19 protein-coding genes and 1 tRNA gene are annotated in these 24,092 nt (G+C 54.0%); 8 read left to right on the forward strand and 12 right to left on the reverse strand.

Translation table 11 applies throughout. The features are described 5' to 3' along the window. Window positions 1–550 precede the first annotated feature (550 nt). On the forward strand, window positions 551–1,351 hold the full coding sequence (locus MSKU9_RS09775; RefSeq protein WP_141261285.1) for an ABC transporter permease: 801 nt from the start codon (window positions 551–553) through the stop codon (window positions 1,349–1,351). A gap of 213 nt (window positions 1,352–1,564) precedes the next feature. Here the strand turns inward: MSKU9_RS09775 and MSKU9_RS18925 are convergent, their stop codons facing one another. Next, window positions 1,565–1,813 (reverse strand): hypothetical protein, encoded by a 249-nt coding sequence (locus MSKU9_RS18925; protein ID WP_141261286.1) that lies wholly within the window; start codon window positions 1,811–1,813, stop codon window positions 1,565–1,567. A gap of 313 nt (window positions 1,814–2,126) precedes the next feature. Beyond that, entirely contained in the window at window positions 2,127–4,022 is a 1,896-nt protein-coding gene (locus MSKU9_RS09785; RefSeq protein WP_227002445.1) for a glycosyltransferase, read from the reverse strand. Between the two features lie 789 nt (window positions 4,023–4,811). Between MSKU9_RS09785 and MSKU9_RS09790 the strand changes: the two genes are divergently transcribed. Beyond that, window positions 4,812–6,092, forward strand: a complete 1,281-nt coding sequence (locus MSKU9_RS09790; protein WP_141261288.1) for a hypothetical protein — start codon at window positions 4,812–4,814, stop codon at window positions 6,090–6,092. A gap of 291 nt (window positions 6,093–6,383) precedes the next feature. Continuing rightward, on the forward strand, window positions 6,384–7,481 hold the full coding sequence (locus MSKU9_RS09795; RefSeq protein WP_141261289.1) for a hypothetical protein: 1,098 nt from the start codon (window positions 6,384–6,386) through the stop codon (window positions 7,479–7,481). A 116-nt stretch (window positions 7,482–7,597) separates the two neighbouring features. Here the strand turns inward: MSKU9_RS09795 and MSKU9_RS09800 are convergent, their stop codons facing one another. Then, window positions 7,598–8,761, reverse strand: coding sequence for a capsular polysaccharide export protein, LipB/KpsS family (locus MSKU9_RS09800; RefSeq protein WP_227002446.1), 1,164 nt, complete (start codon window positions 8,759–8,761; stop codon window positions 7,598–7,600). A 424-nt stretch (window positions 8,762–9,185) separates the two neighbouring features. On the opposite strand from MSKU9_RS09800, the gene MSKU9_RS18085 reads away from it, so the two are divergent. After that, window positions 9,186–9,524, forward strand: a complete 339-nt coding sequence (locus MSKU9_RS18085) for a hypothetical protein (RefSeq protein ID WP_162515731.1) — start codon at window positions 9,186–9,188, stop codon at window positions 9,522–9,524. 73 nt (window positions 9,525–9,597) lie between these two features. Continuing rightward, a complete protein-coding gene (locus MSKU9_RS09805; RefSeq protein ID WP_227002447.1) occupies window positions 9,598–10,902 on the forward strand; it encodes an LTA synthase family protein in 1,305 nt (434 codons plus the stop codon). Between the two features lie 19 nt (window positions 10,903–10,921). Here the strand turns inward: MSKU9_RS09805 and MSKU9_RS09810 are convergent, their stop codons facing one another. The 8 genes from MSKU9_RS09810 to MSKU9_RS09845 all read right to left on the reverse strand — a co-directional run bounded on the left by MSKU9_RS09810 (window position 10,922) and on the right by MSKU9_RS09845 (window position 20,853). After that, window positions 10,922–11,539 (reverse strand): sterol desaturase family protein, encoded by a 618-nt coding sequence (locus MSKU9_RS09810; protein ID WP_227002448.1) that lies wholly within the window; start codon window positions 11,537–11,539, stop codon window positions 10,922–10,924. Between the two features lie 680 nt (window positions 11,540–12,219). Then, complete coding sequence (locus MSKU9_RS09815) at window positions 12,220–13,383, reverse strand: glycosyltransferase family 4 protein (protein ID WP_141261293.1); 1,164 nt, start codon at window positions 13,381–13,383, stop codon at window positions 12,220–12,222. Between the two features lie 221 nt (window positions 13,384–13,604). Next, on the reverse strand, window positions 13,605–14,852 hold the full coding sequence (locus MSKU9_RS09820; protein ID WP_141261294.1) for a glycosyltransferase family 4 protein: 1,248 nt from the start codon (window positions 14,850–14,852) through the stop codon (window positions 13,605–13,607). A gap of 15 nt (window positions 14,853–14,867) precedes the next feature. Then, a complete protein-coding gene (locus tag MSKU9_RS09825; RefSeq protein WP_141261295.1) occupies window positions 14,868–16,160 on the reverse strand; it encodes a capsule biosynthesis protein in 1,293 nt (430 codons plus the stop codon). A 471-nt stretch (window positions 16,161–16,631) separates the two neighbouring features. Then, the gene (locus MSKU9_RS09830; protein ID WP_141261328.1) at window positions 16,632–17,279 is read right to left on the reverse strand and encodes an ABC transporter ATP-binding protein; all 648 of its coding nucleotides are present in this window, start codon (window positions 17,277–17,279) and stop codon (window positions 16,632–16,634) included. Between the two features lie 82 nt (window positions 17,280–17,361). Beyond that, the gene (locus tag MSKU9_RS09835; RefSeq protein WP_141261296.1) at window positions 17,362–18,546 is read right to left on the reverse strand and encodes a capsule biosynthesis protein; all 1,185 of its coding nucleotides are present in this window, start codon (window positions 18,544–18,546) and stop codon (window positions 17,362–17,364) included. A gap of 127 nt (window positions 18,547–18,673) precedes the next feature. Next, on the reverse strand, window positions 18,674–19,882 hold the full coding sequence (locus MSKU9_RS09840; RefSeq protein WP_141261297.1) for a polysaccharide biosynthesis/export family protein: 1,209 nt from the start codon (window positions 19,880–19,882) through the stop codon (window positions 18,674–18,676). Between the two features lie 896 nt (window positions 19,883–20,778). Continuing rightward, a tRNA-Gly gene (locus MSKU9_RS09845) sits at window positions 20,779–20,853 on the reverse strand. A gap of 222 nt (window positions 20,854–21,075) precedes the next feature. On the opposite strand from MSKU9_RS09845, the gene MSKU9_RS09850 reads away from it, so the two are divergent. The 3 genes from MSKU9_RS09850 to MSKU9_RS09860 are packed head-to-tail and all read left to right on the forward strand — an operon-like array spanning window position 21,076 to window position 23,047. Continuing rightward, window positions 21,076–22,044, forward strand: coding sequence for a tetratricopeptide repeat protein (locus tag MSKU9_RS09850; protein WP_141261298.1), 969 nt, complete (start codon window positions 21,076–21,078; stop codon window positions 22,042–22,044). Next, complete coding sequence (locus MSKU9_RS09855) at window positions 22,041–22,808, forward strand: LON peptidase substrate-binding domain-containing protein (RefSeq protein ID WP_141261299.1); 768 nt, start codon at window positions 22,041–22,043, stop codon at window positions 22,806–22,808. The genes MSKU9_RS09850 and MSKU9_RS09855 overlap by 4 nt, the downstream gene beginning before the upstream one ends. A gap of 44 nt (window positions 22,809–22,852) precedes the next feature. Then, window positions 22,853–23,047: a Trm112 family protein gene (locus MSKU9_RS09860; RefSeq protein ID WP_010516368.1), complete on the forward strand. Its 195-nt coding sequence runs from the start codon at window positions 22,853–22,855 to the stop codon at window positions 23,045–23,047. Window positions 23,048–23,142: 95 nt separating this feature from the next. On the opposite strand, the gene panC is transcribed toward MSKU9_RS09860, so the two are convergent. Further along, window positions 23,143–23,997, reverse strand: coding sequence for a pantoate--beta-alanine ligase (panC, locus tag MSKU9_RS09865; RefSeq protein WP_141261300.1), 855 nt, complete (start codon window positions 23,995–23,997; stop codon window positions 23,143–23,145). Window positions 23,998–24,092 lie beyond the last annotated feature (95 nt).

The raw sequence follows: 24,092 nt of genomic DNA on the forward strand, positions 1-24,092 counted from the left end.
GTTGAAACGGCCCTCCGATGGCGAGAAGCACATCCTTACGGATATCGTGAAAAACAGTCACATGATCTCGTGGCTACGTAACTGCCAGGTTGCAAGACATCATTGGGCAATGTAGTCCGGGCCATATTCATCATGCGCCATGACAGATGCCTGTTGAGCAAGGATCTATCAGAGCGGCTCGACAGAACGGCCGCAGACGATCGTCTGTTTGTGAAAGCCGCGCTGTATCGTAATTATACAGGCATCCCCTGACATGATCTGCCCGTCCGCTTCAGCGACTGGAAGACTGTGCAGAGACATCTGCAACGCCTTATGACGGGCTGAAATCAACTTTCCCCGCGCCCCATCCATCGCGTCTGCGCCATCATCAGGCTGACCTAACGACACGCCCCGGATACATATGATCCCTTTGGCTGCTGATCTTTTTGGGGTTGGCATGCAGGCTGGCGTAGCACGGATTCTTATATTCTTTTCTCGCCTCACTTCACTGTCCAATCTATAGTCACCCGGAAATAAGTTGCCGAGATCGTGACCCTGAATGAGAATACGAATGACCATATATGACAAACTGGCGGAGCTGAAAGAAGATTTCAGAATCCAGTTACAAGTTATTTATGCCTTGATGATGCGTGAAATTCATACACGTTATGGTCGAGAAAATCTTGGTTTCTTATGGGTTCTGGGCGAGCCAATCTTATTTTGTGCTGGTGTCGCCATATTATGGACTGCGATACGCCCTTCACATGAACATGGTCTGCCGATGACCGCGATTGTGGTGACGGGCTATGTGCCGCTGACAATGTGGCGGCACTGTCTGGGACATTCCGTGAAGGCTTTTGAAGCAAACGGTAGCCTTCTTTTCCATCGTCAGGTAACCCCGACCTGCATTATTATCGCACGCGCCAGTCTGGAAATAATAGGCACGACCATGGCGGGCGTACTGGTTACTTGCGCGGCAATTTTTGCCGGATTCATGAAACCCCCACAGTATTATGGTATGCTATACCTTGGACTGGGGTTTCAGATGGTATTCTGCCTGGCGATAGCCATGATTTTTGCTTCGTTAAGCGAAATGTCAAACTTGGTTGAAAAAGCAGTTGGGATTTTAAGTTATCTTTCCCTTCCATTTACCGGTGCATTTACAATGGTCAATTGGCTACCGCCAAAATACCGCTGGTATATGATGATTTCACCTAGCGTCGACAATATAGAAATGATCAGAGAAGGAGAATTTGGATTAAATGCCCATGCCCATTACGATATATTCTACGATTTCTGGATAACGCTTCTTCTTCTTATTTTGGGCTTTTATTCAGCACAACGTGTTCGCCGCTTTATATTGGTTCAATAATAATATGTTTGTTATGTAATTTTTTTAAGATTAATCTGACTTCCTAAATAGCACAGCCGGAGCGTGTCGTCAGGCAGCACCCGGCTCTGTAAGGCTTGGACTATTAGGTTATACGTAATGTTTTCTCCCTGTTACGCAGGGAGAAATGAAGATATCGTGGGCATGGCCCGATCCAAGTGACACAGTTAGTGGGCGCCGATAAAGAGTCTTCTCTCATGTCATGAAGGCCATGTCGGCAGAATGGCCGTAGATAACCATCTGTTTACCGTGCTGTATCATGATCGAACAGGCGTCCCCTGACGTGATCTGCCCACCCACTTCGGTGACTGGAGGAATGCGCACAGAGGATTTCGCAGCTGATGCGAAAGCGACGTGCACGAACAGATTTTCCGGCAACCGGCAGCCGACCATGACAATGAATACATGATGCTCGACAGCACGACTGTCCGCTCCTGCCAGCATGATCCAGGTGCCCGTGAAAAAGGGCGCGCAGATCAGGCATCGGACAGTTCCATGATGGATTGACCACCAAAATCCATGCCGTTGTCGATGCCGCAGGAAAGACGGTCGTTGCGTTCCCAATGCCCGGATATGACCGAAGCCTTATCCCGCTTTATCAACCAGGCAACACGGGAATTTCTGCATATGCGCGTCAGTAAAGGTAGTATCCGGAACTACCATTCAATCCGGCAGAGCTCCCGCATTCCCCGATCAGGACAGATCCAGACAGGCCAGCTTTGCCACCAGCCTGCCAGAAACAATAAAACCGCTTTATCTATTCTTTAACTTCAAACGTACGGACAAGGTCCGCCCAGAATGGTTCCGAGATCAGCCGCTCATAGGCCCCAGCCCATTCACCCTGTATCTGCCCGACGTGTTTCTTGAAATCTTTTAGCACTGCCTGCAACCGCTCATGCGCTTCGTGGTACAGGTCCGGGTTATAGGCAAAGATATGATACCCGATCTTCTGCGGGTCATAATATGCCCAGTCGCGGCCAGCACGGATATCGCGCCAGTTGATGTCATTGCGGGATTTGAAAACGGTTATCTGCCGTCTGCGGGTGCTCAGGATACCCAGCGGGGAGTTCTTGAACCGTAGCGGCGAGACATTCCCGTTATGGCTGATTTTTTGGTACAGATTGTACGTTTGAGCCAGGAGATTACGCTTGGAACTGGTCTTCTGTATCCACGGAACAATAAACTTACCAGATGTTCCGGGAGGTGTGGGAATGGCACCAATCGGCAGATCGGAACTGAACTGGTAATTGGTATTAAACCGCTTGTAAACCTGCATGATGCTTGCATGCAGGTCAGCAGCATCCGTCTTGGCCAGAATATTCGGACCTTTCAGGAAATCTTCGATAGCCAGAACCAGCAGCATGGCTGATCCATAGTGATAAATATTGATGAAATTGTAGAAACGACGGATCAGAAGCCGGGCCACGCGACGCATCAGTGCTTCAATGCGCTTCTGCACGTCATCATGGTATGTTTCAAAGTTATCCTGCAGCAGACGAGCGTAAAGTGCTTCCGTATGGCAGGAAAGCCGGATCAATTCGTTGCGGATATTGTAATATGCGAACCAGCCTTCAGGCTTGGCATAATACGGTTCGTGCCAGACCCCGATACCGGGAACAGACAGGATATGCCCCCCACCCAGCGAGATGCGGATACCGTATTCCACATCATCCAGATGGACAAAACACGGTAGCGGCATACCGAATTTCTTGAATCCTTCAACACTGCCGCCAAACAGCCACCAGCCATTAAAGTTGAGCTGATGATTGCGCATCAGACCATCTTTGGTCTCGATCTTACCCAGATTGGCAGGCGGCAGTCGACCAAACGGGCGTTCAAACCGATCCGGTATCCAGTGCGCGCCACCATCCGCCAGCATAACCGGATTGTAGACATCCAGCTGTGCGCCCCCCAGGAACAGGTAAGGGTCGGACGCCACGCTGAAAAGATTGGTCAGGCGTGTAATGGCGGTTGGTTCGACATCCGCGTCATCGTCCAGCATGATGACATGCGTATATGACCCGTCCTGCAGGGCTTCGAACATGCCGCGTCCAAAACCGCCAGCCCCGCCGACATTGCGCTGGGGAATCAGCCGGACGTTTGCAGGCCAGTGTTCCGCACGCCTGATCGTGCATGCGTTATCGACAACCATGATGCCAAAGTTCGGAGAATGTTCCGTCAGAGCCGAAACGAGGCGGTCCACATTGGCGCCCAGCTGTTTTTCGCGTTTAAAGGTACAGATGACAAAACATGGGCGCACATCACGCACCATGGCGTCATACATGCCCCAGCAGGCGCCCTTTACCATAAGATCGGACGTTAATGCTTCGATGACGAAATACCATCGGCCAATCGTGGCTTCGGAACCCGTAATGTCAAAGTCAATACGAATTTTCCTGACGCCCTGCTCGCCTTCTTCGGCGACATACTTGCGCTTTACGAATTCCGTAACCTCACCATCCTGTGCGCGGTGATAAAGACCGACACGACAGTTCCCGATAACGCTCAGCTCCAGATACAGTTTTGCATCCGGGATGATCTGGTTTATTTCCCGTTCATACAGTGCCGTCAGAAAGCCATCGAATGTGACAGTCTCCCCACATTCAATAAGAATGGAGCCGTCTTCCTCAAAATCAGGAAAGGGGCTGTTCATGTAAAGTGGCTTGATTTTTTGCGCCAGGGCAAAATTAATCGGGAAGAAGGGGAACTCACGCACTTTCTTGACAGAAAGTTCCGAAGTGTCATCTTTGGCTTTGAGGTTCATAATGCACAAGGTATCCAGATTTCAGATTATTGGTCCTAGAATGACCATGAAATACACCCTCATGCAAGGCACATAAAAAATCGGCGTCCTTGTGCAAATTCCATCTGAAGGGTTGATTTTCAAGCAATCCTGCACGCGATTCAAGCTCTGAATATGGTCGCCGGGGCAAAGAAACAGAATGGCCAGCATTACGTAACAGAACATCATTCATTTACAGGCAGTCCCGCAGAGTGATGCGTTGTCTGGCTTATCTCCGCTCATGACCTGTTCAAGCCAGGGCAGGTCCAATCATGGCATGACACAAAAAAGACATATCCATTATTGAATTTATGAGTGAATGATTGGACCTATCGATATGGTCCGTACCAGGCGCCCGGATGTTTCCGCACCCATGAAAAGGGCTCTCTACTGCCGAAGCCCTACCCCTCCTACCCGATACCGCGTCTTCACCCGGCCCTATTTCCTGTGACAGGCATCCTGCCTCTGGTCTGGAAACGAGAACTGAGCCTGTAGGCTTCAATCCGGTTATGTGTGAAAATAGGGTTACGACCGCTGCTCCTGATCCATGCTTGATATTGGCATGCAGGCACAGACATCAGAAGTATTTGAAACATATATAAAATAACAGGATTTAACCGAGTGTTTGACAATATAATTTTTTTATCAGGTGCCAATTACATGAGCACTGACAGGAAGGACTGGATAAGTGATTTCCTGTCGCTATTTCAACCGGTCATAAAACATGCCGTGGGCAAGGAGCCCGCCTGGTCTACCCTGGAGATGTCTGCCGACCTGCCAGAATCGTACCGGAAACCAGGCACACTGCTCATAGGTCATGAAATTTCAAAGAAGCAGGCCCTCGATCTGAATGCTGCCGGGGTATCCTTCATGGATATCCGTATTTCTCCGCTTCGTTTCATGGTGCAGGACAACATTTTTGCCATAAGTACCAACAGAACGGAACCAAGGGACATTCTGGCAGAATTTGCCATGCCTCCGTTTGACATCGCTGTTGAAGCAAGGGCACTGGCATTGTCACTTCGCTATCGGGATCTGGGACAGCACCAATTTCCCGCTGGCTCACTGGTGTTTTTTACAGAACAGCCAGGGGGAGCAGACAGCATACATTACGGCGATGAAGTATCACTGCATGATTATAAACATGAAATCCAGTATCTGTCGGAACATTATCCCGAAAGATACATGATCTGTCGGCCCAATGATCCGCCAGAGGACATCACCCTGCTGGAAAACATGGGATTTCGCCCAGCCTCAGCTAATTTCTATGCCGTGCTCGGCAGCAGGAACGTGGCTGCCGTCGCTGCCATTCGCTCTGGAATCCTGTCGGAAGCGCAGTATTTTGGCAAGAAAGTTCATGCCCTGGAGCAACCAACCACGCGACTATGGAAGGATAGCGGGGATTATAACGACGGTTCTTCGTGGTTTTTCAACATTGCGCCGGATCATGCGCTGTCCTCGCTTTTCTGGAAGAATGTACTCGCCGGCAAAACATGCTTTCCGCCTGATCGGGCCGCCATACGCCGTCCGCAGGATCTGATCCGTCGCGCGCTCAATAACTGGAATTCCTCGGCTATCGGCTTAAATCTTTACAATCAGATGTGGCATGAGACGGTTGGTAATCATATCGTTGGTCTGCGTCACCTGCTTCAGGAGGAAAACGGATTTCGCCTTGGGCAACGGCCTGATGCTGACCAGAGGGGCTGTGCCGCACTGACGGGCCGTTGGCGGTGGTTCAGTGGGGAAGTCGTGCATATAGAAGCTGACGGACATGCACGCAGTGATTCTGATTTTGGCAGACTGGCTGGCAGCGCCGATGAATGGACGATCCACTGGGTAAGGCGGAATCTGATCGATCGGCTGAAGCTGGATGAGACAGGAGGGAGCCTCTTCGTACAGAACCAGTATGGCGATGGCGGTGAGGCGGCACGGCTTGCCTGAAGCTGGCAGAAGGGACGCCGGGTTCGGTCTGGCGTTGGTTGATGTTGCGGACAATACGGATGGACAGATCATCCGCGACGCCATGCGCACATGCTGACCGGCGGTGAAGTATGCGCGCGAGTGGCCTTGCGCGTAATACACTGCTGGTCAGCACAATCAATATATTGCGACCAGCCTGCTGGGCAGCCAGATGGGCGTTCCGTCTGTGGTAGGGAATCCGATCAGGTAGCGCAGACTCCATAGCAACCCGATCAAACCTGGCCCGCCGCCACATGATGGAGAAACCGGAGAATGAAAAAGGCTGTTCTTCTGTCGGTCACGGCATTGTTTGCCTGGAACGGGGCAAGCCATGCACAGTCATCCTCCAGCCAGCCCCCGCAGGAACGCATGGACTGGCAGGCTGACAGGAAGAATGCCGCCACGGCACGATCGGTAATAGATGTCCGGGATTACGGTGCCGTGGGCGACAGGACAACGGATAACGGAACAGCGTTCAAAAATGCAATTACGGCTGCGGAGGCCAACAATCCTGAAATCAATTTTCCCTATTCACCAAAAGGATATGTGATCCAGTCGGGTGCGTTTACCAACAGGATGCTGGGGCGTTTCAATTTTAATGGTAACGTGTTTTCCGGCAAGGCTCTGGGTAGACCGGAAAACGGTGCAGGCCGGTTCAATTCGCTTTACACAAATCCATGGCTGATTGTCAGTAACGTCAAAGAAGAGATGGACCCCGCTGCGCTATCCCTTCCGGGCAGTGGTTCAGCACTGATCGGGCATGCTTTTGAATGCCTGCCGAACAGGCCCAACAACACCGATACCATAATGACCAGACGCATGGTGGCATGCCTGTACGCTGGCACGGATACAGGAACAGGGGGGAAGCCCGGGACGGCTTACACCATGGAAGTTTTCAATCCCGTTCTCAACCTGGATTCCAATTCAGGCAGCGTTCAGGAAATCGACCTGAATTTCAATGGAACGGTCAGGGACGGGGGCATTTCTCGTGGCCTGTTCATTACAGGCGGCGGAAAAATGGGGAATACCACCAGTTCGGTGGCGCTCGATATCCAGCACAGTGATTATTCCGGTGGTCCGCTGCCTTGGTCAACAGGAGTTTCCGTTCGTGAAGCCACTGTATCGTATCAGGCCCATGCACGCTCTGACGGGACAGGATCCATGTTCGAAGGATTCAGCCCGTCGGGCACAAAAGTCTCTGCAATCGACGATAACGGGTATGCGACCTTTGCGGGGATCGCCGCGTCTGCCGGGTATACACCGACGGCATCCTCCACCTGTAAAAAGGGGGCTATCATGAATGATGACAGCTACGCCTATTTCTGCACCAGCAAAGGCAAGTGGAAGAAGGTCGCACTTGATGCACTGTAATACACCGGAATGCCTACCAGCCAGTAATTACTTTTCAAAAAATATCCACTCGATTACTTCATTGAAAATATAATGCATCGTGGTTCATTACATTGTCACGAACGTATCCAACCCAGTCAATGCGCCATCATATGTTTTATTTTCCCCTGTAACTGCTTGATACGCATCAATAATGTGGGGCGCCACAGCCGCATATCATTAAAACGCTCAATCACTGTTTCCACTTCACAGGGGAGCTGTGTCAGGGGATCAATGTAACGCGGATAGAGAATGAGGGCCCCGGCTACCAGATCCTCCAGTAAAAGAGTACGCTGTCGCCGATTGGTGGGAACCTGCCCCAGATCCGTGGTTAAACCCCACCCTGCATAAAAAGGACAACCGTACGTCACGACCTTGCGCTGTCGCATCAGACCTTCAAACCCGGCAAGCGAGGTCAGCGTATGAATCTCATCCACCTGCCCCATAATATCCGTAATGCTGCCCCCGATACTGATGTGATCCGCGTAAGCCATGACCGCTTTATCCGGCAGCCTTCCCTGCCGGTGTCCGGCCACCACATCAGGATGGGGACGATAAATTATGAAAGCATCAGGATTACATCGGTGCACTGCCCGCAGTAATTCCAGATTGCCCCGCACCGGACCGCCACCCTTCACGACAGACAGATCATCACTGACCTGTCCGGGAACCAGCAGTACACGCTGTCCAGGCATGCCCCATTCACTTACCTGCCCCTGTTCGGAGCGGCCATATTTCGAGATTCCCTTGCAAACCACATGGTCAATCAATAACCGCGCCCGTTCCCGCAGATGACTGTCGAACGTTACTGTCGCCAGAATGTGCTCAAGATCGCTGGGCTCAGAAGGATCGTAATAAATGCCGCGCTGGTCCACAAAAATGGAGGCAGGAACCTGTAATCCACTTCCCAAACCGACCGAACGGACAAAACCATCCTCCACACGCCACACCGGCACCTTTGCCGCCTGTGCCTGCGGCGCCAGTGTTGGCGGCATGCGCGTGGCCCATGTGACAAGCGCCCTGCCCTGGGTAGCGCACCTTTTTACCGCAGGACCGACCTGTCTGAAAAATGGTGGGTGAGTGGGAGGGGTCGTGAAGAAAGCCGCAATGCGCCTGCGTTTCCACAGGGACATGCCAAAACACACCCCGATGTTCTGGTTGGCATCGATAATACGCCGCCACAATGCCTGAAATTCCAGAACTTTCAGGATTGTTGTCGCTTTACCCGTGTACGGGTCCCGATAATGCCAGTCCTGTATCAACTGTCGCGCGACCTGTGTTCCCTCAACACGATGACCATGGTCAGGGCTGGCATACCGCGTTACCTTCAGGCCCCGCAGCGCCGCAAGATCCCCGATATCGCCCCGCCCCAGTTCATGAATTTCCTGCGCATGATCCAGCAGACCATGCGGGTCCACGGGGGTATGCAGGTGAAGAACGCCATGTTTACGGGCAACCCGTGCGGCCGGCCCATATGCCCCAGGTGCAACCAGCAGCAGGTCACGGGCAGGGAAAACGGTCACAAGGCGTTCCAGCAAACGTGCCAGCACGCGCATGCTGGCCCCGTCCATCCCATATCCACCACAGATCAGCACAGGTTTTACATGGGAAGGGGACAGCGCCCAGAAGTTGCCGCCCGTCCTGTCCGTAATAATCCGCTGGGTAATTTCCGCCACGGCCTTCGCCGTGGCAGTTTCCCCGATTGCAGGCACTGCAATTACCGGCAAACCACGCCGGAAAGGAGGCATCCGTAACAGACAGGAATACGATGCCAATGTCATGATTGCTGCCTCTGGCCTGTCATGGCCTTTGTTAAAGACCTTTATGCAAATCGTTCATAGGTCCGCAATTTCCAACCACGTTCCCGGTGTTTATTCCAACGGGGATACCTTGTACAAGAGCCTGTTATCGATAACAACCTCCAACGCAACGGGTGCCATGCCGATTGCACAACGGGATTTTCATGTTACCATTTCAGGTTCTGGCATCTTTTATTGTTATCGTCTTCCTGACGCCAGCTATTGAATACGCTGTCGTAATGCCACGAGCAGAGCGACGCCTGTCGACACGTCGCTGGTTGCTGGACGTTTTATGCAGCATGGTCGCGTATGGGGGATGGCTGACCCTGACCGGAAGCCTCCCGATTGCTACCATCATGGTCTTGACGCTCATGACCGTTACGGTCGTGGCATCGAACATCAAATTCCGTGTGCTGGGTGAACCCCTGCTGTTCAGTGACGTTGTGGTTGCCCGCAGCTTTCTGCAGCATCCCAAATTCTATCTTTTTTCCATTCCCCTGACCGGGCGCATCACCCTTCTGGCGATCAGCATTGCAGCCCCGGTCCTGCTGTGGATCTATTCTTCAGCCGCACTGTTGCCCCATCTGGCAGGTGCCGGGATATTGCTGCTGGGGGGGCTGCTGCTATGGCTCCGTTCACCGCGAACACTCGCACCAACCCCGGATATTGAACGTGATGTCGTGCTACTGGGCCTGCCGGGAAGTATTATAATGTACTGGCGACAATGGCGGGCGAGCGCCGACCTCTCATCCCCTGCCCCACTTCGCGGCAGCCCTGCCTATGATCAGATCGTGATCATTCAATGTGAATCGTTTGCCGACCCGGCACGACTGAATCTGCCAGCCGACATAGCCCTCCCGGTGATGCCGGGTCTGAAGCGGGCCTATGAAATCGCCTCCCACCGGGGACCTTTATCCGTAAGTGGATTTGGCGCCTATACCATGCGTTCGGAATATGGCGTTATTTTCGGGCAGGAAGAACGCGACCTTGGTTTCCGGCGTTATGACCCTTTCCTGACTGCAGAACGCGAACGCGCGCATGCCATTGGCAACCGACTGAAAACCATAGGGTATGACAGCACGTTCATCCACCCACATGACCTGCGATTCTATAATCGTGAAACGCTTATGCCAGCCATGGGCTTTTCCCGCCTGGTCAATCCTGGACCACATATCCCGACACCGGACATGCCCTATTTTGGCGATGTCGCATTGGGACAGACACTGGTGGACATGATGCACCAGGTCACCACACCATCATTATTCTATACCGTCACCATGGAAAACCATGGGCCGTGGCCAACCGGTGCGGATAGACAGACCCCCTTGGAACACTATCTGCGGCATGTGCAGAACAGTGATCAAATGCTGCTGGACCTGATTGAAAACATGTCAGCCAGGGATTCCAGGACATTGCTGATATTTTTTGGCGATCATCGCCCATCAATCACGGGCATCGTCACGCCGTCGCCCATACGCGACGTACCGTACGTCGCGATTTCCTTTCCGCTGCAAGACAAGGCAGCACCTCAGACCCCTGCGGCCCTTACGCCAGCCCAGCTCAATCATCTGATCATTGAAATGTCAGTGCGCTCATCGCCCTGAACACTGCCCCATCAGTGGGTCAGTTACGATCACATTCCGTATGGCAGACCTTGTCCAGAAATACTGCCGTAATCGCATAATTGGCATCGGTCTGCCGGTAATGGTGATTGATGTGATGGATCTTGATCTTGCGCAGCAGAGGAAAACGCATGGGAAACTGATGGCATGAATAATGCACCGTGTCGTATGCCACATACCCACACAGAAAACCGGCGGCTACCGCCCCACCAACACCATAGCCCATGGACCAGACACATCCGCCCCAGATCACCAGCGCCAGCGGCAGGGAGACGCTCAGCGGCATCAGGTTACGCAAGGGATGGTTGGGCTGCTCATGATGATTGCCATGCATCACGAAAACCATTGACTGGATGAATGCCGATTTTGCCTGAAAATGAAATAGGAAACGATGCATCAGATATTCAAAGGGAAACCATACCACAAACCCGATCACGCAGTACAGGGCCATCATCTTGATCGAGACAGCCATCCGCCACGCGAAGAACAGGGCGGCAAACAGTATGATGCTCCAGACAACGACAAACGCACTGAAGGAAAGCAGCGTCAGGGATTCCATTACAGGATTTTTGAACAGGCGAAGGGGGGCCTCTTCCTTCATCCTACGCTTCTGCTGCATCATGGTTACCCTCGAACATTCCCATCTGGCATGAATGCGTATCCCTGCCTCAACGACCCATTATAGACAACTTATTTCAGAGGTGCAGCCCTGCCATTCCACTGCAAGAAAGTCTTTTTTATTAATCTGTGGCAAGTTTCTCAAGTTATGCGATTTCCCTGTCCATATCGCGTCATATATGGGGACGGATCCGGCTGTTGTCCATCTCAGAAGGCAGGCACCTATCAATAAGAATTTTTCCAATTCCTACTCTTTAAATGCACTTTCGGACTACCATTCATCAGAGTAACAGCAATTCTGCGGGAAGGTTTCATACCCGTCCGGATAATCCCCCCACCCTTCCTGATCGCGACATGGGTATCATGATATATCCATCAATGACTGTATGGTCCAATCTCATTTTCCCAAACCGTCGAAACAGAATTCATCAACCTATACAAAACCACATTCCGTGGGGTCATAAACTTTTACTATACGATTGTGATACCAGAAAAAGTAAGCATATTATATATATTCCGTTTGGGGCTATAATATGTACTATAAATCCATTTTTCTTATAATATTATTTAACAATTTATTACATTTTTAATGATTGTCCTCTGCGCGCAGAATCGGACCTGCCACCGTTTCCAGAAGACCCTCACCATGAACCATGGCCCCTGATCCATGGTTCATGATGTTCATTTTAGACGTTCAGGAAAAAGCTTACACAAATACGCATGGAATGTGCGTAAACGCCCGATCTGCGCGGACTCCGTAAATTCCTGCGCCCGTTCCAACCCGGCATGACGCAGTTTTTCCATTTCTGGCGCATCAGGCTGCATTTGATCCAGCCATTCAATCTTGCTGGCAATATCCTGCGTATCATAAGGATCCACAAGCATGGCCGCGCCACCCGCGATTTCCTCGGTCGCCCCCCCGCGAGATGTCATGACCGGGACACCCAGCGCCATGGCCTCGATAATAGGCAGGCCGAACCCTTCCGCCAGAGAGGGAAAAACGAGGGCATGGGCATTCGCCAGACTGCGCAGCAGGGAATCCCGGCCACACCATGGCACGCGGATAATCCGCTGACGCGGCGTGCGGGGACGGAAATCGGGCATATCATCACCGTCCGGTCCCAGCAGCACCAACGGCCGCTCTGTGGCGCTGGCTGCATGGGCATCCACCAGCCGTTCGATATTTTTACGCTTTTCCACCCGGCCGATACAGATAAAGCAGCCTGCGGGCGCCACTACCGGAGCCGTTGTCAATTGCTGGCGTTCGGCTACCGTCACACCCGCAAGCTGATAGAGATTGATGACCTTGCCAGCAGGGACACCAAATATCTCCCTGATCTGCTGCCTGACCGTTTCTGAAACCGTCACCACGACATCCGCCCGGGCAACCAGTTGGGTCAGCATCTGCTGCAGACGCTGGGGGTTGATCCCGGTCAGATGCGGGTGTGTAAGGGGAATCAGGTCATGGATCGTCACGATGTTGATCGTATTTTTCACCACGATCGGCAGTGGATAGGTCCAGAACATGATGTCCGGAAGCCGCTGGCTACGCAGAAACAGCAGACGCTTGCATATCCTGAAGTGAATATGAGCCACCCTGTAGATATCCGAAATATAGGGATAGGGTTCAGCTGATGACTGCTGATAGTGGCTACGGATTATCTGAACGGGCAGGCAGGCCCGCAGGAACCTGGTCAGTCGCCGCCATCCGGTATCGGGATGCTGCTGGGTGCCATCATCCGGGTCATGGTCCCACAGATATTGTGTGTGAAATCCCATACGGGTCAGGCATGCCTCCACCCCCTGCACGTAGGTTGCAACGCCAGTGCCACCTGATCTGCCCATGTTCCTGCTATCCAGCCATATCGTGGGAGCAGCCGGTAGGGGGCGGTCACTATTTTCAGGATGCGGAAAAATGGTCATGAAAGATGCGGTTGCCAATCACGCGTGCGTCACAAGCGGGAGATGCGGCGCGGGATAACCCCACTCGCTCCTGTACCCGGAAAAGAATATACGCCAGTTCCTGCACAGCTATAAACGATCCGGACGCATGCACCGGTCAGGGATCAGGACCCGTGCCGTCCGTCTGATCGAAAAAATGCTGCCGTCTCGTCAACAACGGCAATGCCTGCCGCAACCTGACGGGGCCAGTTGAACAGGTTCATGCGCGCCGTGCGTGCTGGCCCCCTGTGTGCCAGACTTTCCGCGACCATGGCGTCAATGGCCCCCCGCCATGCCGGGCCGTCGGTCGGATCAAGATATGTTGCATCCGCGCCCGCCACCTCATGGAATACCGGAATGTCGCTGCAGATGGCCGGGGTACCCAGAACCAGGGCCTCGGCCAGGGGAAGTCCGAACCCCTCGGAAAAGGAGGGAAACAGCAGCCCCAGCGATCCCTGCAGCAGACCGACGACTTCGGGGTCCGACAGGTCGTTATATTCCAGCACATTGCCCTGCAATGCCGGGCAGCGTTCCAACATGTCGAGAACGTTTTCGTTTTCCCAGCCACGGCGCCCGACAAGGATCAGACGTGGAGTGTCCTTTCCCTTTTCTTCGGCCATGGTACGCCACAAGTTCAATAATAACAGGTGGTTCTTTCGCGGCTCAATGGTTCCCAGACACACAAAATACGGCCTGCCATCATCCGGCAGGCGCGATGGTGTCCCGTCAGGCGACTGGGAAAGCTGCAAATGCAGCCCATGGGTTACGACATGCACATGGCCTTCGGCAGGGCGGCCTTTGACATACGGTGCAAGCGAACGGGCTACGGCTTTGGCCGGAACGATAACGCCGGCGGCAAGACGCGCTACTGTTTCCATTCGCCGGGTATGACGTTGCGGTTCACCCGGCCGGGCATATTCGGGAAATTCCATGGGAATGAGATCATGCACCATCGGCACGAACAGGCTGCCATGACGGGACAGGAACGTCTCGATTGCCCGCGGGCGCGTCAGGTGATGATGCGACACCAGAAGATAGACACTGTCGCCCCGGTACCGGGGCATCGTCCAATGCGATAGCAGCACTGACTGCAGCAGGCGCTGCGCCATGCGGGGCAGCCGGTCGCGCAATGCGATATCGCCATCCCAGACCTGTCCCATCATATGCAGGAAATCACGCACGGCCTGCATCCGCAGCGTACCTATGATACCGACCGGATGGAAAGCGACAAAGGTCAGACGATACGCCTCATTATGCAGCAGGTAATGGACGTATTCATATTCGACACGGTCAATCCCGGTTGGAATCGGGTTCCGCGCCCGCGAAAGCAGGCGGGAGACATCCATGAAAATATGCGGAGCGTCGTCCATCATCGTGATCAATCAGTGTTAGTGAGAAGAACGTGCATCAAGATGCGAGATGGTGAACACCTTCCCGTCCTCTGGCGGGGTCGTACGATTGATCCGCCTGAGCGTTCCCTGCACCAGTAACTGTAGCCCTTCACGAGAAAAGAAACCGCCCTCGATCAGGCAGCGATCAATCAGCACGCGCCGGAAATCCTCGAATGTAACGGGATCTGGTGCCGTGGGCGCGCCCCAGAAATGGTCCAGTGTTCCCTGATCGGTAATGCCCGGCAGATCGTAAATCGCCTGTCCCAGCGTAATGACCGGGACATTGCAGATCAGCGCAAGCGTACCCGTGGTGCTGTTGATGGTCACCACGCCTTTCGCTGCCCGGACCATCTGGGCGATATCACCACTTTCCAGATAGCGCACGCGATCCGCAATTCCCAGCTTACGCGCGGTCGCCTGCACAAGGGCATTCCAGTCCTTGACCCCATTATCCAAGGGATGTTCTTTCACCAGCAGGTAAAGATCCCTGGGCGCATGCCGCGCAAAGGATTCCAGCACGACATGGATTGCCCCTGCTATGCCATCAAAATCCGAATGCAGCCGGATCTGCGCATCGGCATCCAGCTGAAGCGGAAATAGCATGTAAGGCAGGTTGTTATCCGCCACTTCCGCCAGAATCTGTTCCGTGCGTTCCCGCGCCGCATCACGATGATACAGACGCTTGAGCCACCCGATCCCTTCCGTCCACGGATGCCACGGCCGGTAATCATGCCAGTTCTTGAAATACCGCCGCGTCAGCAGATCAGCCGCGTTATAGGCCACGGCTTCCAGCGCCCGCCGCCGGAACGAGGACGGAACCTGAGCATGTGGCTGCAGGGGCGGAAGACGGGCAGCCTGTTCGTGATACCAGGCCGGATCACGAGGCAGGGATGAATGGCCATTGACCCCGTCAAGTTCCAGCGTCACCCAGTCAGGACGGATGTAGCCTTCTTCAAACACATAAACCCGTATGCCACGCTTGACACATAACTCCGTCGCCTTACGGTGCAGTGGACGACAGTCACCAAACAGCATGACATCGGTAATACCGTACCGGGTCAGGACATTCGTCAGAAAGTCAGGCCATTCGTCCATGCTGCCTGTAAAATTGATTCCATTCGGCAGACGCCAGAACAGTTGATCGCCACCGTTGAAATTGATCTTGTAGACTGCATATCCGGCCTTACGGAATGCTTTCCCAATTTCATGGAAAAAAGGCCCCATCAGTCCCTGAAGCAGCAAAAAACGACGGGAAGAGGTTACAGCATTGTTTTGTGAAATGTCAGGCATCACATATCAGTCTGTTCAAGCTTGACAGGCATGCCAATTCCTTTGGGAGCAGGACAGCGCCGATACGGACCGCCGACCTTTGTTTAAGGTTACAAAGTCGCACAGATATATGAGGAACAATGGTACAAGCATATGGCAGTGATATGTTTTATCAACGGGCCAGAGCTTCGCTTTCGGTATAATCCAGTCAGACCGCCACCCGTTCAAGGGCCAGACAGACTGTTTCCCGTGGAAAATGACAAAGGCGCACGGAAAGATATGCGAAGAATGCTGACTTTCCATGCTGTTGATCTACCTGCCACTCCCTGCCGTTCTGTTCTCGTAGCGGGCTATTTTAGAGTATGGGGGATTAGAAAACAAATCCTATCTTATTTATGGGACACTCTGGCACGCCACCCTTTCCGGGTATACAGCAGACAAAAATCTGTTTTAAATAGTATTTTAGGAATAATTTCTTTTGTTGTCTGGAATTTACAGGGAATGGTATAAATCAATTCCCTCCTGAACGGATGCACATTCTATCATTTTCCGATCATGTATTACGGCGCTTCTGTCGCATATTTCTTTAATAAAATTCATATCATGCGAAACAATTATCAATGCACGATCCGCACGCTTGATAAACAGTTCCTGTCGGCACCGTTCATAAAACCGGGCATCACCAACCATGATGACTTCGTCAATCAGATAACAGTCAAATTCGATCACGACAGACAGGGCAAAGGCAAGACGCGCGCGCATACCGGAAGAGTACGTTTTTACCGGATCCATAAGCTGCTTGCCCAGTTCGGCAAAATCATCGACATATTTCCGCGTCTTCGGATAATCGAGATTATAGATCCTGCAAATAAAGCGCAGGTTATCCAGCCCGCTCAGGCTCCCCTGGAATGCCCCGCCGAAAGCAAGAGGCCATGAAATTGACATGGTACGTTCGATACGCCCCGATGTCGCCAGTTCAACGCCCCCGATGATTTTGATGAGTGTTGATTTCCCGGCACCATTACGGCCTAGAATACCAAGCTTTTCGCCCTTTTCGACCTGTAGGTTGACACCGTCAAGGATACGACGCTTACCGTGCTCGACATGATATTCCTTAACGATATCAATACAACGTAACATACTGACTTTTCCCATTGGTCCGGTGACTGATACGCCGCACCGGACCGGTCATGACGACCGGCCCCATCATGAATGACATGAATTACCGCAGGTTACGTTCCCGCGCGCCCGAAATCAGCAATTTACCCATTACATAAAGGCCAAGTGTCGAAAAGAACACGATTACGAGAACGATTATGTTACGGGGATATGCTGGCCAGTCAGCTGCATTGGGCTGCGCCACTTCATCGACATAGATCATCTGCTGGTTGGCCTGCTGCTTGGCCACTTCCAACGATGCGACATCACTGAGCAGGATACGCTGCTGCATATCACGCTGCACCATCAGATCTTCGTACCCGGTAATCTTTGGAACAAGGGATTCATCCGAACCCGTAATCTGGCTGCCCGATTTCTTGATCTGGTCGGTCAGGATGTCAGCCTGCCGCTGGTAGGCTGCGATCAGCGGACTGCCGGGGGCTGATTTCTGCAACTGGTTCAGCTGCATGTTCGTCGACGTAAGCATATTCTGCAGGCTGGTCACAAAATTGACCATCGGGACAGATTGCCGCATGGGGTCGATCAACGCGACCTCATTCCGGTATTCGGCCAGTTTGTGGTTGATATCACGCAGCCTGGCCTCAGCTGCCTGCACTTCGTTCGCAGAGGCACGAATCAGATTTTCCCGCTGCCTGCGATTGATCTCATTCACCAGATTCTCACCGGCATCCAGCAGCGCACGCGCAATCCTCTGGGAATCTTCCGCACGGAAAGTACGGACGGTCAGGATGGAAATGTTCGTTTCCGAATCCTGCTCTACCAATACATGCCATTGATAGTAGAGGTAAAAATGCTCGAAATTCCGGGGAAGCGCAAAAAACGGATACCGTGCAAAAAAGTCGGCTTCCGGCCGCGAATATACATCCAGCAGGTTATTATGCTTGATCAGCAGTTCTGCGGCATCGCGTGACTGGATATAATCCTGCACCACGTATGTATTTTCAGATGTCGCGCCGCTGCCACTGGATTGCAGGATATTGCTCAGCGAAATACCGGACTGCCCGGATCGTCCACGCACGACAAAATGCGCTTCGGATATATACTGCGGCGTTGCAATCAACGTCAGGTAAAGAAAGACCAGAAACGTCGGCGCAATGACAAAGATCAGGAATGGCGTATGGTTCCGCACCAGATTACGAAACCAGTTTAAAACCCGCGTCAGAAAGGATTCATCGTCACGATTGTCATGGAACCGATTTTCATCCTGATTATATACCTCAATATTCATGACATGCAGGCCCGATCCAGCGTACGACCAGCAATAATTTCCGAACCATACCAAACAGCAGACAATTTTACCGTAGGATCCACAACAGACACACGACCGAAGCCTTTATGTTTCAAAAATTGATTCATTATCGGACTATCCATGCCGCAGTGATCCCAGGGGCGATAAGTGTACTGATCAGGTTGAAGAACTTATAGAATTTGTTACTGGCGGAATTGGCAATATAGATCAGATCCCGATCCCGCATCATGAATCTTTCCGCCAGAAAATAATTACTGGGGTTCATCATATCCAACTGATAGATTACCGGCCCGGTTGTCGCATTATTATCAACCGGCATGCCAAGATGTTTCAGCACATCCGCATTCTCGAAGCGGAACAGGTAAACCGCGTTCGGATCGGCACGGGAATCAATCGGGCCACCATTACGCGAAATGGCTTCAGCCAGATTCAGCGTAGGGGTGGTGAACTGTGTCTGCGTTACCCGTCCGCTGGCACCAAATACCGTGAAGCTACGTGGCTGGAATACAAGTTGCACCCGGTCACCCGGCCGCATCGTGATATTCTGCGCAGGATCGTTTTCTATTGTCTTGAGCGGCAGTTCGGCAATTTTGTCGTTACGCGTCAGGCGAACGATATAGTCCTCGTCCGACTGGGCTGTCCGGTCTTCCCCCCCGGCCAGAGCAATGACATCAAGTATGTGTTCCTGATTGGGTGTAAGGGGAATACGGCTGGGTCGGCGGACCCCCCCGTACACTATGACCGAATTGGTAATATCGGACAGAATGCGCACGACCACCTGAGGAGACTGCGATTTCTGCTTGAGGCGCGCCGTAATCGTATCGGCCAGTTGACTGGTGGTCATGCCAGTTACATGGATCTGCCCGCCGAAAGGAATTTCAATATCCCCGTTCCCATCCACGCTCAATGGCGGCAGGCTGGAGGCCGTGGACATATTCATCCCACCAACACTGCTGCCCCCTGCACCACCATTTGCACTGGCGCTGGCACCAGCACTGGCGCCCCCAGGACCTGTCGGCGTCCCTACGCTACCGGGACTGAACAGCGCGCTTCCCACTTCATATATGGAGACCTGAAGGATATCGCCCGGCCCGATTGTGTCATTGCGGGGCGCACTGACGGGGGAATTATCCGCATCAAGGCTACTGAACAGCGGCGGTTCTTCGCTTTCCAGCAGACCGATCAGTTCCGGGGAAACCTTAACAATGCCGTAGTTTACGCTATTTTTCTGTGGGTTCCGCTGGGCATGATTGACCTCGGATTCCGTGGGGCCACTATCCGGCAGGGAGCTACATCCAGCCAGCAACAGAATCATCCCGCCGATAACGGCAAAACGCTGACCTTTTCGAACATGCCGTAGAACTGAACCCAAATTTTTCGGGAGACAGAAAATGGTCAATGTGACACCGCAGCTAAAAGTTATGATCAGGAAGATAATCCGGCTGAAGGAAGAAAAGGGCCAGCGCAGGGGCCTTTTATCAGATCACACTTTGACTGACCATACGTGAGGACATGAATGCCCCATAAAGCTGGCAGTAGCGGAAAACCATCCATTACATACCCGTTTTCCAAGCATGGACATACCATGACAGCCCTCTTTACGCAGGTCCGATCGGCACGCGCGAACGTAAGAAAACGTTTCGATATGCACGAAAATCACCTTTCCATGACGACATCAGCAACCGGCACAAGACCATGGCAATAAGGCAAAAAAAAAAAGACATCAATGCGCGCCGCCAGATCAGATCGCGCGTGTATGGAAAACGTTCCCTGTGCAACTACAGCATATCGTCAGTCAAGCGGAACGGTAACCGGGTATTGCACGCCCCGACTGTCCGTGCCGACTGTTTTCCGGGGATTTCTCGGAAGACAGGCGGATACGGCAGCATGGTATGCGCAATGACGGAACGGATACACCGCCACCGCTCTTTACCGGAAGGGGAACCCTGCCGAACATTCTTTAATAAACTGAAACAGTTCCAAACAGTTGCCCCCGCCATGACAGGCAGAAAGCAGCCTTGCCGACATCCGTGCAGTCCGCTTCAGTCATCATCATGCCTGACTGACAATACACCGTAGCATATGTCTGCGGCCCTACCGCTCCTGTTTCAGGGCATGCAACAGACCACGAATACTGTATGTATATAATGCCAAAAACAAAAACGGCCCCGAAGGGCCGCTTGCCAACCAACTGATTTAGTTTTTTAAATCTGGAGCGGGCGATGGGATTCGAACCCACGACCCCAACCTTGGCAAGGTTGTGCTCTACCCCTGAGCTACGCCCGCGCTCCGTGTCGGTGAAGCGGTGTTTACGGCAAACCCGATGGGTGTGCAAGAGGTTAAAGTGCTTTTATCGAAGTTTTTTTTCATCCCCCCATAATGCGGTTGCGGGGATCGTCGGGAATGCCAATCTATCCCTACAGCATATGAACCGACCGGCATGGGCATCAGGGCAGGCAATGTCCCCGTCCCCATGCTGGCCGCCAGACCAAACAGGAACACGACCAGATGGACTACATTATCGGCCAGACACCCCGCCCCGCCGGTTCCGCCCCCGCGGGTAGCCCGCCAATTGCAGGCGGCAGGCCCGACCCGGTGATGGAGGGCACGCAGAACACCTTCATGCGTGACGTGGTGGACGCCAGCCGTGAAATGCCGGTTCTGGTCGATTTCTGGGCAACGTGGTGCAAGCCCTGCACGCAGTTGACCCCGGTGCTGGAAAAGGTGGTGCGTGCCGCCGGCGGCCGCGTCCGACTGGTGAAAGTAGATGTGGACGCCAACCGCGCACTGGCCCAGCAGTTGACCCAGATCGGTCTGCCGCTGCAGTCCATTCCGCTGGTCGCCGCCTTCTGGCAGGGGCAGATCCTTGACCTGTTCCAGGGCGCCAAGCCCGAAAGCGAAGTACGCCGGTTTGTGGAAAACGTGCTGAAATCCGCAGGCGGCGCCCTGCCCGCAGCCGATCTGGTGGAAGCCGCCCACAAGGAAATGGAGGAAGGCCGCGCCGAAGCCGCCGCCGGACTGTTTTCACAGGTACTGGAAATCGAACCCGAAAACCCCGCCGCATGGGGCGGCCTTGCCCGTGCCCTGATTGAAATGGGGGATGAGGAAGGGGCCGAAACCGCCCTGAACGACGCGCCTGCATCCATCGCCAATCATGCCGAAATCACCGGAGCGAAGGACGCACTTGAACTCAAGCGCGAAGGACGCAAAGCGGCTGAGGAAGCTGAGGGAATCCGCGCCCGCATCACCGCCAATCCCAAGGACTACGCCGCCCGCTTCGAACTGGCCGCAGCCCTGAACGCCGCGGGCAAGCGGGCGGAAGCAGCAGACGAACTGCTGACCATCATGAAAGAAGACAGGGCATGGAATGACGACGCCGCGCGCAAGCAGCTTATCCGCCTGTTCGAAGCCTGGGGCCAGACCGATCCCGACACGGTCGCGGCGCGTCGGCGCATGTCCTCGTTGCTGTTTTCGTGACGCGTCATGACCCACGGGGGACCATCATCATCCATGATGACATCCCCCGCCGCATCCCGCAGATCGGGGAAATGACACTGGCGGACTTCCCGGCGGAGCTGGGGCTGTTCCCGCTGGATGAAGCCCTGCTGCTGCCGCAGGGGCGGCTGCCGCTCAACGTGTTCGAGCCGCGCTATATCGCGCTGGTGGAAGATGCGCTGGCGGGCAACCGCCTGATCGGCATGATCCAGCCCCGCCCGCTGGACGGCATGGATGGCAGCCCGCTGGATGATGCCGGGGATGCCGACATGGATGATGGGTACAGCACGACCCCACCGCTCTACAATATAGGATGCATCGGTCGTATCACCGCCATGACCGAACGGACGGACGGCACGTACGCCATCACGCTGACCGGCGTTGCCCGCTTCCGCCTGCTGCGCGAAACGGAGATGCGCCGGGGCTACCGGGTCGCACGGGTCGATGCATCGTCCTTCGTATCCGACCTGACGGATGCTGGCGATGACATTCCCTTCGATCGCGAGGGGCTGCTCAACGCCCTGCATGATTTCTGTGAGGCACAGGGAGTGAGTACGCAATGGGACGCGCTGCGCCAGATGGATGACGCCGCCCTTCTGGTCACCCTGCCCATGATCTGCCCGTTTGGCACCGAACCCCGCCAGATGATGCTGGAAGCGCCCACGCCCGCCGCCCGGGCACAGATCCTGCGCAATCTGCTGGACGGGGCTGGACATGAACCCGATGAGGGTGCATCCCCATCGTGATTAATTTCGCCTGAATAACTGCAACCTGCATGGGATCTGCCGCCATGACTGAAAAGCCGCCCGCCCCCCCGCTGGACCCCCGGCTGCTGTCTATCCTTGTCTGCCCGGTAACCAAGGGGCCGCTGGTCTATGACCGTGAGGCCGGTGAACTGATCAGCAAGCGCGCGGGCCTGGCTTTTCCGGTGCGTGACGGTATTCCCATCATGCTGCCCGACGAAGCCCGCAAGCTGGACGCCTGAAATACCGATAAAAACAAGAGTTTTTGGTGAAGCTTTTTTCAAAAAGCTTCGAAGAATGCAGCCTTTCTGAAAAAAGGCTGCACCCAAAAACTTCTTTATTCCGGCAATGCCACGGCCATGCCATCAATCAGCCGCACATCGCCCAGCCATGCCGCAGCCAGCAGGCGCGCGGGCGCATCCCCGCTCAGCGAAGCCAGCGGCTGCAGGTCCAGTTCCGATCGCAGTTCCACGTATTCCACCGGCTCAAAACCCGCATCCGCCAGTTGGCCGGCTGCCTGCGTCAATGCGGCCGGAATATCCGCGCCCGCTGCGATATCGGCGGCACAGGCCCGCATGATGCGTGGCAGGGCCACGGCAATCTGGCGCTGATGGGGTGCCAGACGCCGGTTGCGCGATGACAGGGCCAGACCATCAGCCTCCCGCTGCGTGGGACACGCCACGACCTCAACCGGCAGATCAAGATCGGTGACCATGCGCCGGACCACCTGAACCTGCTGGAAATCCTTTTCGCCAAAAAAGGCGCGATCCGCCAGCGTCTGCATAAGCAGCTTGCACACAACCGTCGCCACGCCATCGAAATGGCCCGCGCGGGTACCGCCACACAGCCCCTCCGACACCCCTGACACGTTGATGCGGGTGGCGAAACCGGGTGGGTACATCTGCGATACGGTGGGCGCATACAGCACATCCACGCCTGCGCCCTTCAGCAGGCATGCGTCCGCCTCCAGCGTGCGGGGATAGGTTTCAAGATCATCTGCGTTGTCAAACTGGATCGGGTTGACAAAAACGGTCGCAATCACCCGGTCCGCCTGCGCCCGCGCCGCATGAACCAGTGACAGGTGACCTTCATGCAACGCACCCATGGTCGGTACCACTCCCACGCGGTCACCTGCCTGCTTCCACTTCCTGACACATGCGCGCAATCCGGCTACGGTGGTAATGGTTTCCATGCGCTATCTTTTCCTCTCCCTACCTGTCACTGACGCCAATGACAGGACGGATTACATAACATCATTTCGGTTTCGTGCACGATGGACATGAGGAC

This window comes from Komagataeibacter diospyri (assembly GCF_006538165.1).
In the GTDB taxonomy this organism is placed as follows: domain Bacteria; phylum Pseudomonadota; class Alphaproteobacteria; order Acetobacterales; family Acetobacteraceae; genus Komagataeibacter; species Komagataeibacter diospyri.